20 protein-coding genes are annotated in these 16,409 nt (G+C 38.3%); 16 read left to right on the top strand and 4 right to left on the bottom strand.

Annotation, left to right across the window (positions count from 1 at the left end):
- Window positions 1-36 precede the first annotated feature (36 nt).
- The 16 genes from ccsA to gshAB all read left to right on the top strand — a co-directional run bounded on the left by ccsA (window position 37) and on the right by gshAB (window position 14,959).
- Window positions 37-735: a cytochrome c biogenesis protein CcsA gene (gene ccsA / locus EHQ43_RS13870; RefSeq protein WP_135742194.1), complete on the top strand. Its 699-nt coding sequence runs from the start codon at window positions 37-39 to the stop codon at window positions 733-735.
- A gap of 6 nt (window positions 736-741) precedes the next feature.
- Complete coding sequence (locus EHQ43_RS13865) at window positions 742-1,869, top strand: PP2C family protein-serine/threonine phosphatase (RefSeq protein ID WP_135754243.1); 1,128 nt, start codon at window positions 742-744, stop codon at window positions 1,867-1,869.
- Complete coding sequence (locus tag EHQ43_RS13860; RefSeq protein ID WP_135771504.1) at window positions 1,866-2,723, top strand: phosphoribosylaminoimidazolesuccinocarboxamide synthase; 858 nt, start codon at window positions 1,866-1,868, stop codon at window positions 2,721-2,723. The genes EHQ43_RS13865 and EHQ43_RS13860 overlap by 4 nt, the downstream gene beginning before the upstream one ends.
- Entirely contained in the window at window positions 2,705-2,953 is a 249-nt protein-coding gene (purS, locus tag EHQ43_RS13855; RefSeq protein WP_135771503.1) for a phosphoribosylformylglycinamidine synthase subunit PurS, read from the top strand. Before EHQ43_RS13860 ends, purS begins: the two co-directional genes overlap by 19 nt.
- Window positions 2,950-3,597, top strand: a complete 648-nt coding sequence (gene purQ / locus EHQ43_RS13850; protein ID WP_135742190.1) for a phosphoribosylformylglycinamidine synthase subunit PurQ — start codon at window positions 2,950-2,952, stop codon at window positions 3,595-3,597. Before purS ends, purQ begins: the two co-directional genes overlap by 4 nt.
- A 54-nt stretch (window positions 3,598-3,651) precedes the next feature.
- The gene (locus EHQ43_RS13845) at window positions 3,652-4,935 is read left to right on the top strand and encodes a sugar phosphate nucleotidyltransferase (RefSeq protein WP_135754241.1); all 1,284 of its coding nucleotides are present in this window, start codon (window positions 3,652-3,654) and stop codon (window positions 4,933-4,935) included.
- A gap of 117 nt (window positions 4,936-5,052) precedes the next feature.
- Window positions 5,053-6,291, top strand: coding sequence for an EAL domain-containing protein (locus EHQ43_RS13840; RefSeq protein ID WP_135742188.1), 1,239 nt, complete (start codon window positions 5,053-5,055; stop codon window positions 6,289-6,291).
- 91 nt (window positions 6,292-6,382) lie between these two features.
- Complete coding sequence (gene sufC, locus EHQ43_RS13835; protein WP_135742187.1) at window positions 6,383-7,135, top strand: Fe-S cluster assembly ATPase SufC; 753 nt, start codon at window positions 6,383-6,385, stop codon at window positions 7,133-7,135.
- On the top strand, window positions 7,132-8,295 hold the full coding sequence (locus tag EHQ43_RS13830) for a SufD family Fe-S cluster assembly protein (protein WP_135742186.1): 1,164 nt from the start codon (window positions 7,132-7,134) through the stop codon (window positions 8,293-8,295). Before sufC ends, EHQ43_RS13830 begins: the two co-directional genes overlap by 4 nt.
- The gene (locus tag EHQ43_RS13825) at window positions 8,295-8,609 is read left to right on the top strand and encodes a Rieske (2Fe-2S) protein (RefSeq protein ID WP_135754422.1); all 315 of its coding nucleotides are present in this window, start codon (window positions 8,295-8,297) and stop codon (window positions 8,607-8,609) included. Before EHQ43_RS13830 ends, EHQ43_RS13825 begins: the two co-directional genes overlap by 1 nt.
- A complete protein-coding gene (locus tag EHQ43_RS13820; protein WP_135742185.1) occupies window positions 8,606-9,850 on the top strand; it encodes a cysteine desulfurase in 1,245 nt (414 codons plus the stop codon). The genes EHQ43_RS13825 and EHQ43_RS13820 overlap by 4 nt, the downstream gene beginning before the upstream one ends.
- Before the next feature lie 31 nt (window positions 9,851-9,881).
- Window positions 9,882-10,259 carry an iron-sulfur cluster assembly scaffold protein gene (locus EHQ43_RS13815; RefSeq protein ID WP_244242816.1) on the top strand — a complete coding sequence of 126 codons (378 nt, stop codon included), beginning with the start codon at window positions 9,882-9,884 and terminating at the stop codon, window positions 10,257-10,259.
- Complete coding sequence (locus EHQ43_RS13810; protein ID WP_135742183.1) at window positions 10,256-10,579, top strand: metal-sulfur cluster assembly factor; 324 nt, start codon at window positions 10,256-10,258, stop codon at window positions 10,577-10,579. Before EHQ43_RS13815 ends, EHQ43_RS13810 begins: the two co-directional genes overlap by 4 nt.
- Window positions 10,580-10,608: 29 nt before the next feature.
- The gene (gene ggt, locus EHQ43_RS13805; protein ID WP_135742496.1) at window positions 10,609-12,348 is read left to right on the top strand and encodes a gamma-glutamyltransferase; all 1,740 of its coding nucleotides are present in this window, start codon (window positions 10,609-10,611) and stop codon (window positions 12,346-12,348) included.
- Window positions 12,349-12,351: 3 nt separating this feature from the next.
- Complete coding sequence (gene gshA / locus EHQ43_RS13800; protein WP_135771501.1) at window positions 12,352-13,953, top strand: glutamate--cysteine ligase; 1,602 nt, start codon at window positions 12,352-12,354, stop codon at window positions 13,951-13,953.
- A 1-nt stretch (window position 13,954) separates the two neighbouring features.
- Window positions 13,955-14,959, top strand: a complete 1,005-nt coding sequence (gene gshAB, locus EHQ43_RS13795) for a bifunctional glutamate--cysteine ligase GshA/glutathione synthetase GshB (RefSeq protein ID WP_135771500.1) — start codon at window positions 13,955-13,957, stop codon at window positions 14,957-14,959.
- Here the strand turns inward: gshAB and EHQ43_RS13790 are convergent.
- From EHQ43_RS13790 to EHQ43_RS13775, 4 genes are read right to left on the bottom strand one after another with little or no spacing between them, the layout of a single operon-like run.
- Entirely contained in the window at window positions 14,948-15,196 is a 249-nt protein-coding gene (locus tag EHQ43_RS13790; protein ID WP_135742180.1) for a glutathione S-transferase N-terminal domain-containing protein, read from the bottom strand. The two genes, gshAB and EHQ43_RS13790, sit on opposite strands and share 12 nt — an antisense overlap.
- A 3-nt stretch (window positions 15,197-15,199) precedes the next feature.
- A complete protein-coding gene (gene grxD, locus EHQ43_RS13785; RefSeq protein ID WP_135771499.1) occupies window positions 15,200-15,508 on the bottom strand; it encodes a Grx4 family monothiol glutaredoxin in 309 nt (102 codons plus the stop codon).
- Between the two features lie 2 nt (window positions 15,509-15,510).
- Window positions 15,511-15,735 (bottom strand): BolA/IbaG family iron-sulfur metabolism protein, encoded by a 225-nt coding sequence (locus EHQ43_RS13780; RefSeq protein ID WP_135754237.1) that lies wholly within the window; start codon window positions 15,733-15,735, stop codon window positions 15,511-15,513.
- Window position 15,736: 1 nt separating this feature from the next.
- Window positions 15,737-16,408, bottom strand: coding sequence for a glutathione S-transferase family protein (locus EHQ43_RS13775; protein ID WP_135754236.1), 672 nt, complete (start codon window positions 16,406-16,408; stop codon window positions 15,737-15,739).
- Window position 16,409 lies beyond the last annotated feature (1 nt).

The following is a 16,409-nucleotide window of genomic DNA, read 5'->3' as shown; positions in this document are numbered from 1 at the left end:
TAGAATTTCTTTTCCAGTCTGGAAATCTGGAAAAAAATGGAACGTAAAATCAAACTGATTCACCCTGCTTTCGACTATCTATTCTATTTGGTTGTCTGCCTGTCGTTAGTGTTTGCTGTTTTTGTTTCCATCCTCTATCCGAATGTGATTTTGGAGCAGGGACTAAGCCATCGAATATTCTACCTCCACGTTCCAGTCGCCTGGGTAGCATTATACGGGCCTTTGTTATCTTTTTTATTTTCATTCGTGTATTTGATTCGAAAAGATCTTCTTTGGGACCGTTTAGCATTTACGGCAAACCAACTTGCTTTTGTCTTCGCATTGGGAGTTTTGTTTTCGGGTCCAATTTGGGCTTATAGTGCATGGGGTGTTCCTTGGGACAAAACAGATGCTAGGCTACAATCTTTCTTTATTTTATGTATTTCCTTACTCAGTTATTTTATATTTCGTTACTTGGTTCCTTCCCGGAAAAAAAAGGCTACGATATCAGCTTACCTCTCATTGCTCTGTGCAGTCAGTGCGATTCTAACTTGGGGTGCCATCCGTTGGATCGAAAATCCAGGAAACCATCCTGGTAGTGTTCTTGGTAAAGGAGGAATGGATAGTGATATGAAACAGACCATGTGGCTTGGTGTGATCGCTTATCACTTTTTATTTTTATTTTTGTTTTTACTTTCCAATCGAAACGAAAAAATCCAAGAAATGAGATCGATCCTCAGGTCAAAGTTAAATTAATCTCTTATGGAACTGAAGGAATCTCAACACACAATCCTTATCGTTGATGATGTTCCCGAAAATGTGGAACTTTTAAAATACCTTTTGTTACAAGAAGGTTTTAAGACATACACTGCCTATTCAGCCGAAGAAGCTCGGCTCGTACTTCTCAATACCTCGATTGATACACTTTTGCTTGATGTGAATATGCCAAATCAAGACGGGTTTTCGTTTTGTCGGGAACTTCGAACAATGGATCAGTTTAAATTACTTCCCATTTTATTCATTACGTCCATAGATCGTGAGGTTGGTTTCCAAGAAGCCATGAAGAATGGTGGTGATGATTTTATTAATAAACCTTTTAATAAACGAGAGTTAGTTGCCAAGATTCATTCGGTGATCCGTTTGAAAGATTTACAAGACGAACTTTACCAACAAAAAAGTAAATATGAGAAGGAGTTACAGACTGCACGTCGAGTTCAAGACCAACTCATACCCGAAAAAAGTTTTATATGGAATGGTATCAAAGCACAAACTTTGTTTCACCCTTACTTACAAATTGGTGGAGATTTTGTAGATACATGGATAGAAGAAAAGAAACTCCACATTGTAATTGCTGATTGTTCCGGCCACGGTCCAAGTGCTGCTCTTATTGGCGCAATGTTTAAGATGCAACTTTTTAATTTAGTGGCAAATATGGGTTTAAAGGAACGTGTTTCTCATTTGAGAAAAAATATGGAACTTGTATTACCTGAAGATTATGCAATTACCTTTTGTTATGCAATCATTGACCAAGATTTAAATTTGTCGTATATCAATGGGGGACACCCGGCTCCAATTATTTCTATGGATGGAGAAACAAAGTTACTGAAAGGTATGAGTCCCATGATTATGGGTATCAATATGATTACGAATGATGAGGTCCAATCGGTTTCTTTAAAAAAAGGATCCAAGTTTTTTATGTACACCGATGGGGCAAGCGAAGCAATGAATGCAAAAATGGAATACATAACGGAAGATGGAATGCGTGAAATCTTTCATGAATCAGTTCGTTCTGGAGAGGATATTTTGCCAACTGTACAAACAAAAATTTTAGAGTTTTGTGGAACTTCCACACCGAGCGATGATATGGCGATGGTGTGTATCCAATTATGATTCCAAGTCCACATTACAAGGGAAAGGTGAGAGATGTTTACGACCTAGGGGATGAGTTACTGCTTGTCGCAACCGATCGTATTTCTGCCTTTGATGTTGTCTTCTCTGAACCCGTTTTGGACAAAGGAAAGATCCTTACAAGAATCTCGACAAACTGGTTTCGGTATTTTGGTAATATTCCCAATCATTTGGTTTCGGATGATCCCAATCAATTTCCCCTTCCTTACAAAAATGAGGAGAGTTTGGTGGGACGTTCTGTTCTTGTTAAAAAAGCAAAACGAATTGATTTTGAATGTGTCGTGCGTGGTTATTTGACAGGTTCTGCGTGGAAAGAATATACACAATTCGGGACAATCGCTGAGACCGCTTACCCAAAAGGAATCCAAGAATCTTACAAATTCCCTTCTCCCATTTTCACACCTGCTCGGAAAAATGATTCTGGTCATGATGAAAATGTAAGTGAAGAAACCATGGAAAAGGAAGTAGGAACGGTTTTATTCCAAAAGGTAAAACAAATTTCCCTTAAGCTCTATCAAGAAGCCCATGATTTGATGGCAAAACAAGGAATCTTACTTTGTGATACAAAATTTGAATTTGGTCTGATAGGGGATGAGCCCATTCTGATCGATGAAATTTTAACTCCGGATTCATCTCGTTATTGGGATGCAAGCACCTATGCCCTTGGAAAAACACCTGCCAGTTTTGATAAACAAATCCTCAGAAATTGGCTAGAATCGACCTCCTGGGATAAAAATCCACCACCACCGAAACTGCCCGAATCCTTGATTCAGGAACTACGTAAAAAATACTTGGAATTGGAAGATAAAATCAACTTATGTTTGTCGCAAAAATAAACGTCACCCTCAAAGAATCGGTCCTTGACCCCCAAGGACAAACTGTTCTCCGAACCCTTCACGACCAAGGTAAGGGGCAAATCCAAGACTTACGTGTTGGTAAATACATTGAAATCAAACTCAATGCCTCGTCTTTAAAAGAAGCAGAAGAAATAGCCCAAGGAATCTGTGAATCCGTCCTTGTGAACCAAGTGATTGAGACTTACAAATTGGTGGTTGAGTCTCAATGAAAGTCCGAGTGGTTACCTTTCCCGGAAGTAATTGTGATAAAGATGTAGGTTCTGTTTTACAGGATTCATTCCAAGCAGATGTTCAGTACACTTGGTACAAAGAATCATTTGATGACATACCAGATTTAGTGGTCTTACCTGGTGGTTTTTCTTTTGGTGATTACCTGCGTTGCGGAGCGATGGCAAAGTTTAGTCCGTCTATGGAATCAGTCGTGAAGTATGCGAACAAAGGTGGAAAGGTACTGGGTGTATGCAATGGATTCCAAATCTTAACGGAATCGGGACTGCTCCCTGGTGCACTCCTACACAATCGTACTTTGAAATACATTTGTAAAGATGTGGATCTTGTTCCTGTCAAAGAGAATGCATTTGCGAATCATTTCAGTGGAAAATTATCCATTCCCATTGCACATGGGGAAGGTGCTTATTTTGCTGATGAATCAACTTTAGAACGATTAGAAAAAAATGGGCAGATTGTGTTTCGATATGAGGAAAACCCAAATGGATCCCTTCATGACATCGCAGGGATCTGTAATGAAAAAGGAAATGTCCTTGGAATGATGCCACACCCAGAACGGGCCATGAATCCATACACGGGAAAAATGGACGGCAAACAAATCTTAGAAGCTCTGTTAAAAAATTAACATCTTCATTTTCCTTTTCTTGCTTTTTCGTGTAATCTGCTTATAAGATTAAGTATGCGATTCCAAGAAGACTCAATCGACTGTGTGGATTTTATCTTAAAAAAAGATGAAGTACTGACAATCATTTTAGGTGGAGGAAAAGGAACAAGGCTTCTACCTCTTACGGAAAAAAGATCCAAACCCGCCGTGAGTTTTGGCGGGAAGTATCGTTTGATTGATATCCCCATCTCCAATTCTTTAAACAGTGGATTCGAAAAAATTTTCATCCTAACACAGTTTAACTCATATTCGCTGAACCGTCACATCAATAGGACCTACGCTACAAATAACATCCACCAAAAAAGTTTTGTGGAAATCATTGCCGCTGAACAAACGGTTTCCAGTGCCAATTGGTTTGAAGGTACAGCCGATGCAGTTAGAAAAGTTTTACCTTATATTAGAGAACAAAAACCAAAATATGTCCTCATCCTATCCGGTGACCAATTGTATAACATGGATTTGGCTGACTTTATGCAAAGCCATTTGATGGATCCTGAAACCCAAATTTCTGTTGCAACCAATGCAATCCCAGAAGACCAAATTTATGGATTGGGAATTGTCAAAGCAGGGATCGGGGGAACCATACAAGAGTTCATTGAAAAACCTCAAGATCTCTCGCAAGTGGAATCTTGCCGCACAGAGAATGGATCATTCCTTGCCAATATGGGGATTTATATTTTTAATACTTCTACGTTAATCGAAGTTTTAGAAGACAGGGGTATGGCTGACTTTGGTAAAGAAATCCTTCCAAAAGCCATAAAAGAACGGAAGGTAAAAGCGTATACTTACGATGGTTATTGGGAAGACATTGGAACCATTAAGGCATTCTACGAAGCCAATTTGATGTTAACCGACCACATTCCCAAATTCAATTTATACTTAGAAAAAACCCCGATTTATACAAGGGCGAGGGCACTCCCACCGTCAAAGATCAATCAGGCGGTGGTCAACCAAGCTTTGATTTCAGAAGGGACAATTCTTAACCAATGTGAGGTGCATCGTTCCATCATTGGGGTACGGCAACTCATTGCTTCTGGCACAAAAATCTACGATTCCATCATCATGGGACTCGACCATTACGGATACTTTGATAGGAAGTCAGGGAAAATCCCTATCGGCATAGGACCTAACTGCGAAATACGACGGACAATTGTCGATAAAGATTGTGCTATCGGCGCCAACGTTCGGCTGTTAAACGAACAAAATTTACAAGAATACGAAGATGATTACATCCGCATCCGAGATGGGATCATTGTTGTACCAAGACACTCTGCCATCCCAGATGGATATACTATTTGAGTCAGAAATGACACAATTATGGATTCAATTGGTCAAAAATAAGTCCTTTTTGTTCCAAAAATGTGGAATTTTTCTTGCCAGTTTGGCACAAAGTTCTAAGTTGGAAGAAAGGGAACCATGTTCACAACGGAATCAACGGAAGGAAACCAGTTTTGGAACGAGACATATTTTGTCCCTCATTTCCAACCCATCGTCAACGCCATCAATCGCTCTATTTCGGCCTACGAAGTATTGGGACGTCAGTTCAATCCTGAGGAGAATACCTACCATTCCTTAGGTGGTTTATTCCACAATCGCGAACACGACCCAGTTCCCGTTTATAATATTGATCGGATTTTACGGGAAAAGGCCGTACAAACTCTCAAGGAAAGTAACCTTCGGACCAAATTGTTTTTTAATATGATGCCGAACTTCCTTTCGCGTGTGCACAATACTGATCTTTTTGCTGAAAATTTCCATATCATCCAACTCATCGAAAAATACGGGATCGACCGCAACCAGGTTGTGATTGAGATCACAGAAGATGAATTTGATGGATCCATTGACCGGCTCATCCAAATCGTTCAGATCTTTCGTGATTATGGCTTAAAAATTGCCATTGATGATTTAGGGACTGGTTTTTCCAACTTAGAACGTATTGGTTATCTCCATCCAGATATCATGAAAGTGGATATCAAAATCATGCGTGAGAGTTTAAACAAAAACTCTTTCAAACAAGTCCTGGGTGCCATATCCGAAATGAGCCAAAAACTTGGGAGCCAACTTCTGTTTGAAGGAATTGAAAACGAAGAAGAAGTGAATCTTGCGCTTTCCATGGGAGCCAATCTTCTCCAAGGGTATTATTTTTCGACTCCGAACCCACATTTTTTAAATCGAAATACATTTTCTGATAAGATGAAGTCCGTCCTTGAGAACTTCTCGAGTGTCAGGTCGAGGGAACTTAGAGAAAAAGGGATCCGGGAACAAAAGATCATCGACCAATTGCAAGATTTGTTTTATGAACTTTCGGATTCCAAAGAAGAGGACTTTCCTTTTCGATTTGGACAAATCCTCGGTTCCCTCCCAAGGGAAATCTTAAAGGTATTTGTATGTGATGCGGAAGGGTACCAAATTACTCCCACTTACGATTTGGATCGGATGAATGGTGGTTATTTGGAGCGTTCGAGGCAAATTGGTAATAACTACGCTTGGAAACCTTATTTTTTAAAACACAAAGAGGAATCGGAACGGTTTCGCAAAAAATGGGGTGTGACCTATCCACTGTATGATATTAACAATCAAAACCAATATGTGATCTTTACTTTTTCTCTCATGGCAGGTAAGATCCTTGTGGCACAAGTGAGTTGGTCGGAATAGAATCTTGTTTTTTTTGAGTGGTCGATTTTCCTGGTAGAAGGGATTCGTCTATATTATAGAATCATTCTAAATAAAAAAACAGGATACCACCTTGTCCGCAATTCTCGAAATTCAAGCTCTCCATGCCAGTGTCGGAGACAAACAAATCCTCCGAGGGGTAAACTTATCAATCGGAGCTGGGGAAGTCCATGCCATCATGGGGCCAAATGGATCTGGAAAAAGTACCTTATCCAATGTCATTCTAGGCCATCCCAAATACACGATTACATCGGGAGACATCCTTTTTCGGGGAGAATCTATTTTAAAACTCTCGACTGATGAAAGGGCAAGGCTTGGCATTTTTTTATCCTTCCAATACCCTACAGCACTCCCTGGGGTTACCATTGGTAATTTTCTAAAGTCCATCTTAAAAGCGCACCGGGGAAAAGACATTCCGGTAAAAGAATTCAAACAAGAATTAAAAACAGCTATGGACCTTTTAGAGGTACCTCAATCATTTATTGGTCGTTATGTGAATGATGGGTTTTCTGGTGGTGAGAAAAAACGCGCGGAAATTTTACAGATGAGTTTGTTAAAACCAGTTTTGTCGATTTTGGATGAAACGGATTCGGGTCTTGACATCGATGCTCTTCGGATTGTTTCAGAAGGGATCAATTCCAATCGAAATCCAGAAAGATCCATTTTACTCATCACACATTACCAACGTATGTTAAACTACATTGTTCCTGATTTTGTACATGTGTTTGCTGATGGTAGGATCTTAGAGACAGGTGGTAAAGACTTATCTTTGAAATTAGAAGAAGTAGGATACGACTGGATTTTGGAGAGAGAAGGGGTTAAATGAATTCCTTACTCATCAAAAATCAATTTGTTTTAAACCAAGAGAAACGAAAAGAATTTTGTTCCTCGTTTCTTGGTAGTTGGAATGATATGACTCTACCGACAGAGAAGGACGAGACATACCGTAAGTTTCCAATTAGTTCCATTGATTGGAAAGAATTGGGTTTTGATCCATTTCAAAAAAATTCTATTCTGGATTCAAATCAAAAAAACTCTAGTCCAGATCTCTTACCAAGTCAAAAAATAGATGAAATCCTTACCTTAGTAAAAAACCACCTAGCAAAAGATTTTTTTAATTATGTTTCACTTCTCAATTCGAAGGAGATCGAGTTTTTGATTTGTGAAGATGGTCTAACGGAAGTGGATCGGAAATTGGTGGGAGATGCAGTACGTTCTTTAGTTCGGATTTTTTATATTCCGAGTGGGAAAACATCACAAATCAAACTTAATACTGAATCAAAACATGAATCTGATTCCCTTCATTTGCAAACAATCTTAGATATATTTGTTTCTGAAAAGGATTCTCATGTTGAAATTTTGGATGAAGAAAATACAGATGAGGACCTCATTCAATTTAGAAGTGTTCTGATTTTTACAAAAGAAAATGCATCTTTAAAACTTCATCATTATCCGTTTGGCGGATTCCGCTCAAAATTTTTCCTACACTCTCATTTAATGGGAAAAGGGTCAGAAGTGATTGTGGATGGAGTCTCTGCGCTTTCAAAGAGAAATTTAAAAGATTTGGATATGGAGATGATACACCATGCAGACCATACCAATAGTAAAATTAGTTATAAAACTATTGTAACTGACAAATCTCATCATATATTCACTGGGAATTTGATAATACCACCTAATTTGAAAAAGGTGGTTGCACACCAAGAATCATTTAATCTTTCACTCAACAAAAAAGCAAGAGCAGAAGCGAATCCAAAATTGGAAGTCCTTGCGGAAGATGTATCTTGCACACATGGCGCGACGGTTGGGGATATTGATGAAGAACAATACTTTTATTTATTGTCTAGGGGATTGAGTCCTGAAGAGTCAAAATCTCTCCTAGTCACTGCCTTTTACGGAGAAACTATTCATTCCATCGGATTTTCAGAGGATATAAAAGTTGGGTTAGAATCAAAGGTCCATACGATCCTTGTGGGAGGGAAATGATGGCATTTAAGAAGTTAATATCTGTACATGAAATTGAAGAAGGGAAACTTTCTGTTATTAAAACACGTCATTTTTCTGTTGTTGTTACAAAATGGGAAAACAATTATTATGCTTTCGAAGATTCATGTACCCATGATGGCGAAGAAATTTCCTGTGGAAAATTAGAAGGTTGTGTGATCACGTGTCCTCGTCATTTCGCAAAATTTGACATTCGAAATGGAAGTGTTCTCGCTCTTCCAGCGACCGAACCTTTGACGATTTTTCCTACCAAGGTTAACGGTGAAGATTTGGAAGTGGATTTGGAGTCTGTATGAGTTTAGATCCCTATCAACTGAGATTGGATTTTCCCATTCTGTCGCAAACCCTTCCAAATGGGAAACCACTTGTTTATTTAGACAATGGAGCTACCTCACAAAAACCTTTAAGTGTAATTCAGGCAACAAATGATTATTATGCGAAAGAAAATGCAAATATCCATAGGGGTGTGTATTATCTTTCCCAACATGCAACAGAATTGTTTGAACGGACTCGGATTAAAACATCTCATTTTTTCCAAGCCCAATGTGCAAAAGCAATTATCTTTACTCGTGGAACAACGGATGCAATCAATTTAGTTGCACAAACCTATGGTAGGGTGAATGTATCGGAAGGTGATGAGATTGTACTTTCGGTTCAGGAACACCATTCCAATTTGGTCCCATGGCAAATGTTGGCTCAGGAAAAAAAAGCATTTTTAAAGTTTATTCCAATCCTTGAAGACACTACTTACGACTTATCTAAGTTAAACGAAATCATAACGAAACGCACAAAAATTGTTGCGATTAGCCAAATGTCTAACGTAACAGGCACGATACATGACCTTTCGAAGATCATTGACCGAGCAAGGCAAGTGGGAGCTAAAGTGCTTGTTGACGGTGCACAGGCTGCCTGCCATATGCCTATCCATTTGGTGGATATGGATGTGGACTTCTACGCTTTTTCAGCCCATAAGATGCTTGGCCCAACTGGTGTTGGGGTTCTATTTGGAAAAGAAGAAATTCTAGAAGCAATGCCACCTTGGTTAGGTGGTGGAGATATGATTGAGTCTGTAGAACTTCAAAGTTCAACCTATGCAGCATTACCTGCAAAATTGGAAGCCGGAACTCCCAATATTGCTGGTGTCATTGGATTCTCACATGCTTTAGATTACCTACAAAAAGTAGGTATGAAACAAATCAAAGAACATGAAAGAATGTTAACAGAATATGCTTTGGAACGATTTCAAAGGATAGGTGGGCTAAGAATTTTCGGCACCGATAATTTAGACAAACGAGGTGGTGTGATTTCTTTTACCATGGATGGTATCCACCCTCATGATGTTGGATCAATCTTAGATGAAGAAGGTGTATCAATTCGTGTTGGTCATCACTGTTGCCAACCTTTGATGAAACAATTTCAAATTCCAGGAACCTGTCGTGCATCCTTTTACTTTTACAATACAAAAGAAGACATAGATGTGCTTATCCAAGCGATTGAAAAAGTGAAGTCTATATTTGGTCGTGTCGTTAGAAAATAAATCGTTTGAGGATTTTCTAAAATGGAAATCCTTGGCGAATTGGGAAAAACCAAATGAACCTGTGTTTGAAGTTGTGGGACTCAACCCACTCTGCGGGGATGAAGTAAAATTATACTACAAAATCGGCGAAGGCAAAACAATTCAGATTGTTTCTGTTGCTGGTGAATCATGTTCTATTTGTTCCGCATCGCTTGGATTCTTATTTAAAAATCAAACTAAATTTGTAATCGATTTGTTTGCTTCCTATTCATCGGAACGAAAAAAATTCTTAGAGGGAAGTGAAACTTCCTTGTTTGGAAATTTAGAAGAGATATCCTTTTTAAATATAGTGAAGGCTCATCCAAGTCGTCATCGTTGTGCTCTTTTGCCTTGGCAAACCTTACAAAAAATCATCGAGGTGAAAAAATGATCCGAGAACCTGAAACAGAAAAGGAATGGGAAGTATTTCATAGCATCCGTTCGGTTGAAGATCCAGAAATTGGAATCTCACTTGTCGAACTTGGTTTGATTTACGATGTAAAAGTGGAAGGGGAAAAAGCTGAAGTCACAATGACTTATACTTCACTTGCATGTCCGGCTGGTCCTCAAATGAAACAAGACATTGAAAACCACGCGTTACGTGTGGATGGCATTTCAGAAGTCATAGTGCATGTAGTGTGGAATCCTAAGTGGGAACCAAGGCAGATGGCAAGTGAAGAAGCAAAAATGCAAATGGGTATTTTCGATTGAGGTTTACGAAAAGAAGGGTCACCTTCTTAATTTTGAACCTACTGATCCTTGGATGGGTGGGAACATGTGAAACCATTCAATCCGTTTTAGAAACAAAAAAAGAATCACAACTAAGTGACACTTCCATCCCACAAATCCAAGGTGCAAAGGAAAAACGGGATCGTTACGAACTTGTAGGTCGGGAGTTTATGATTGCCACAGACCATCCTCTTGCTTCCCAAGCAGGTGTGGAAGTATGGAAACAAGGTGGGAATGTAGTAGATGTTTTTACTGCCGCAAGTTTTGCGATTTCTGTCTTAAGGCCTCAATCCACTGGATTATTTGGAGGTGGATTCGCGATTGTTTACCTACCCAAAAAAGGAAAGTGGGCTTATGATTTTAGGGAACGATCACCTAAAAAAGGAACGGCCCTCTTTTATTTAAAACAAGATGGATCTCCCGATTCCGAAAAAATTGTGAAAGGCCCTTATAGTGTTGGAGTACCTGGGAATGTACAAGGGTTGATTAAAATCCAAAAGAACCATGGTAAATTACCTCTTTCTGATATTATAGCACCAGCGATGCGTTATGCGAAAAATGGTTTTGCAGTATATGCTGATTTGGCAAGTGCGATCACAAAAGTTTGGCCGAATATGAATCCCCCCATGCAAAAGGTATTTGGGATAGACAACAGGCCAATTCGAGAAGGGGAACTCCTAGTCCAAGATGATTTGTTTTTTACCTTAAAACGAATTTTAGAGAATGAGGAAAGGGAATGGATTGATGGTGAAACAACCAAACTTGTTTCCAAATATTACAATGATTTTGATGGATTTATCAATGAAGATGATTGGAAATCCTACCAAGTAAAACAAACGGAGCCACTTGTTAATTCCGTTTGGGGGTATCAAATATTGACAATGCCTCCTCCAAGTTCTGGTGTTCATTTGATCACACTAATGAAATTGGTGGAAGAGATGGGTAAATCGAAATCCTTTCCCAAAGGTTTGGTTGGTGAATACATTCAAATAACGGAAGCTATGCGAGTGGCTTATCGAGATAGAGCTCTACTTGGAGGTGATCCAGTGTTTACTGAGGTTCCAGTTGGCAAATTGAACTCACAAACATACATCCAAGATGAAATGCACGAAATAGAAAAAAAAGTAGTCTCCGGCAATTGGAAAGAGAGAGAAAAACCTTCCTTGCCAAAAGATTCCTATAACACCACACATATCTCAGTGATGGATAAAGAAGGCAATGCTGTTTCATCAACCCAATCAATCAATGGGATTTTTGGTTCTGTACAAATGGTGGAAGGGACAGGGCTTGTTTTAAATAATACAATGGATGATTTTTCGATTGCACCTGGAATTCCCAATTTGTATGGACTTGTGGGTTCCAAAGCAAATGAAATTGCACCCGGAAAAACACCTCTTTCGAGTATGAGTCCCACCATCTTGTTAGAAAATAACGGACAAACTAAATTAGTCATTGGTGCTCCTGGTGGGTCCCAAATTCCAACGACAATTTTTAACACATTGTACCATTATTTATTTCAAAAACGAAACTTATATGAAAGTGTTTCGTTCCCAAGGGTTCACCATCAATACATGCCTGATATATTATTTTTAGATCCGGAACTAAAAGGATATTTTCCTGAAACAGATCTACCATTTTACCAAGTCCAATATAGTAGGCACAGAGCAAAAGTTTTTGTTGTGTCAAAGGAAGGAGAGAAACTCATCGGAGTGTCCGACCCGAAAGGGGAAGGTGTGCCCTTAGGTTTTTAATTGATGAAAGGAAAATTGTTAAAATCGAAATCAAAAAATTCGACAGTTGTTTTATTTGCCAAAGAATATAAGGACTGTCTTCTGAGCGCCAAACACGGTTTAGAAAGAGAAAGTGTTCGGATTAGTGAAAAAGTTTTTTTATCACAAGAACCTCACCCCAAAGCATTAGGGTCCAGTTTGACTCACCCTTTGATCAAAACTGATTTTGCTGAGGCACAAATTGAGTACGCAACAAATATCCATAAAACGATTCCTGATGCATTGACGGAACTGACAGAGCTTCATGCCTTTACTGCAAAAATTTTAGAAAAAGAATTTTTGTGGCCATTTAGTATGCCTCCAGCTTTACCCTCGGAAAACAAAATTGAAGTAGGTCAATATGGCACATCCAAAGAAGGGAGAAAAAAAACAATCTACCGAAATGGTTTAGGCCATCGGTATGGAAAAAAAATGCAAACCATCTCCGGTGTACATTACAATATATCATTTGATTCTTGTATGTTATCGGTTGTTTCAGAAAAAAGATTTCAAAAACCACTTTCCAAAGAAACTAAATCTCAAATTTATTTTGATACGATCCGTAATTTTTATCGAATATCTCCCACATTATTGTATCTATTTGGCTCTTCTAGCGTAACGGATGTTACTTTTTTTGATACAAAATTCAAAAACAAAAACTTTCAAAAATTAGATTCTAAAACCTTGAATGCACCGTATTCGACCACATTGAGATTATCAAACGTTGGTTATACGAGTAAGGTGCAAGGTAAATTTCCAATTTCAGTCAATTCCTTGCAGGAATACGCTTCTGATATGTGTCATGTGGTTTCGAAAACATACTCTCCTTATAAACAATTCAACACTAAACCTACCAATCAATTGAATGATTATATTTTACAATTAGAAAATGAATACTATTCACTCGTAAGACCAAAACAAGTTCCGAAAGGAGATGAAAGGGTAGTCGATGCTTTAATGGATCGAGGTGTAGAATATTTGGAAATCAGACTTCTTGATTTGGATCCGTTTTCGGCAATAGGAGTGGAAGAAACTAGACTATATTTTCTCCATATGGTACTTTTATATTGTATGTTGAATGAATCACCTAAATCTGATTTGCTGGAGATGCAACAATGGAGGAAAAACCAAGAAAGTACAACTTGGTTTGGAAGAAAACCGGATACAAAGGTTTATTTATTTGGGAAGGAAATTTACCTACGAGATATGGTGTATCAACTATTTGTGGAATTACAGCCAATCGCGGATTTGTTGGATGAAAATGATGCTAACGGACCGTTTAGTCGTGCTTTAGAAGCCCAATGGGAAAAATGGGATGATCCATCTCTACTTGGTGCAACAATGTCTGAATTAGATTTAACAATTAACAAAGCTAGTTTTCGAGAATTTGGTTTGGCACTTGCTCGCTCTCATAAGGAAGAACTTTTGAAAGTGAATTTATCTACAAATCGAATTAAATATTATGAGGATTTGAGCGAACAATCTTTTTATGAACAAAAGAAGATGGAAACTTTGGAAGGAAGCCATCTTAAAAAAAATCAAAAACCCATTCAAATTAATCCTCTAAAACTTTGTAGTGAGGTTTGAAATGTCGCAACCCAAACCTCTGTTACCTGGATGGGAAGATTTAGAAATTTCAACCCAGATTATCATACGTGATGCGATTTCTCGTGGGATTGAAGTTGAAGTCATCGATCGAAAAGAAAATTTCCTGAGATTAAAAAAGGGGAATCATACAGAATTTGTAAAGGAGGCAAGTAAAACAAGACTCGATAGTCTTATGACATACCTTGTCATGGAAAACAAAATTGCCTCAAAACTCGTTTTGAAAGAACATGGGATACGAGTCCCAGTTGGAAGAGATTACGCAAAAATCGAAGATGCAATTGCCGATTATACCTTTTTTCAGAATCGAAAAAAAGTGATCAAACCTGTTACAACCAATTTTGGTATTGGAATCGGAATTTCTAATCCATCTGATCCTTTAGAAAAATTTTCCCATTTTGTCAAAGAGTCTTTTTCATTTTCAAGTTCTATCATCATCGAAGAGTTTATCGAGGGTCCTGAATATCGTTTTTTAGTATTAGGTGACGAAGTAGTAGCAGTTTGTAACAGAGTGCCAGCCAATGTAATTGGAAATGGTGTTCATTCTATAAAAGAGTTGGTTTTAGAGAAAAACAAAGACCCAAGGAGAGGTGAAGGCCATATCACATCACTTGAAAAAATACAAATGTCGGAAGTTGAAAGAATGGTTTTATCAGACCAAGGGTTAGATTTTGATTCCATTCCTAAGAAAGGCGAACAAGTTTTTCTTCGTAAAAATTCTAATATTTCGACTGGTGGTGATTCAATCGATGTGACTGATATGGTTCATCCGGATTTTAAAACTATTGCTATCCAAGCAGCAAAGGCAGCAGGGGCAGTGATTTGTGGGATAGATATTATCTCAAGTGCGATTACAGAAACGCCAAATCCCGAGTTTTATGCAATTCTCGAAATTAATTTTAATCCAGTTTTGTACATTCATGAGTTTCCCTATTCAGGCAAACCAAGGGCAGTGGGAGATACGATTTTGAATTTATTAGGTTTTTGAAAATTTGTTTTGGATATAATCAATGATATCCAATGACTCATACATTTTGATTTCACCATCGACAAGGAAAGGGACTTGTGAGATCCCACCAAGTCGGATCACTTCTTCCCTTCCTTTTGTTCCATTCCTTGCCTCTACCAATTCATAATCCTTACCTTCTTTGAGGCCAAGCGCCTGTATTGATTGCCTAACTCGGTAACAATACGGACAAGAATCATATTGGTAGAGACGAATCATGATTTATCCTACTTTTTTCTTAAGTTCGCCCGATTGAGCCATTTGCACTGTGATGTCATGGCCACCAACGAATTCTCCATTGATATAAAGTTGCGGAATGGTTGGCCAGTTGGTATATTCTTTGATTCCTTCACGGATCTTCATATCAGAAAGAACATTGAAAGAACCAAAACTGATTCCTTGTTGTTTGAGAGTAGAGACAACTCCAGCTGAAAATCCACATTGTGGCATCTCCGGTGTACCTTTCATAAAAAGGAAAACTTTTTCAGATTTGATTAACGATTCAATTTTGACTTTTAATTCTTGTTCCATGATCATTCACTCCTAGTTTCCAATGCCAATGCATGGATTTCTTCTTTTAATTCTTCTTTTAAAGTTGCATAAACCATTCGGTGTTGTTCGATCAAACCTTTGCCAACAAATCCATTATACGTCACAACAGCTTTGATGTGCACACCGTCACGGTAAGGATCTAAGATCTCCACTTTAGAACCAGGCAAACCTTCTTCGATTTTTTTTTGGATTTCTGGTATGGTCATCCTATAATTTTCCTCCCATCCATGAATTGTGGGCTTTGATAAATTCAATGTATTCTTTAGGCACTTCTGGTAAAACAGAATTCTTTACTGAAGGTAAAGAAAGTAATGTTTCGCTCCAGATTTTTAGCTTTGGAAATCCACTCACCAAATCAAATTGCGACCCTTTCGACTTTAGGAATTCCATTCTCATAAAAAAAGGAGCATAGGCTGTATCAACTAGATGCATCGTATTCCCATCAAAAAACAACTTATCATTTTTTGGTTCAGGGAGAATCGATTCGAGAATTTTGAATTTGGAAAGGATCTCTTGCTTTTTTTTGGTTACATCAACTTCTTCTTTTGCCATCGTCCAACCGTATTGGTCAACTAACAAAGCACTGGCAAATTCTGCCCATGCTCTATGTTTTGCTTTTGCCAATGGATCTTTTGGATGAAGAGAAGGTAGGTTTGTTTCGTCTAGGTATTCATTGATGACAGCCGATTCAAACAAAACTTCTTCACCGACAACAAGTACAGGCACCCTTCCGAATGGAGAAATTTTCAAAAACCAATCAGGTTTGTTTGCCAAATCAATATATTTGATTTCGTAATCGACTTTTTTCTCCAAAAGGTTGATTACGGAGCGTTGTACATAAGGGCAGAGTTTAAAACTAATTAATGTCGGTTTTGTCATA

The organism is Leptospira bouyouniensis, assembly GCF_004769525.1.
GTDB classification, from domain to species: domain Bacteria; phylum Spirochaetota; class Leptospiria; order Leptospirales; family Leptospiraceae; genus Leptospira_A; species Leptospira_A bouyouniensis.
The sequence above is the reverse complement of the archived record's forward strand: the minus strand, read 5'-3'. Positions and strand labels throughout refer to the sequence as shown.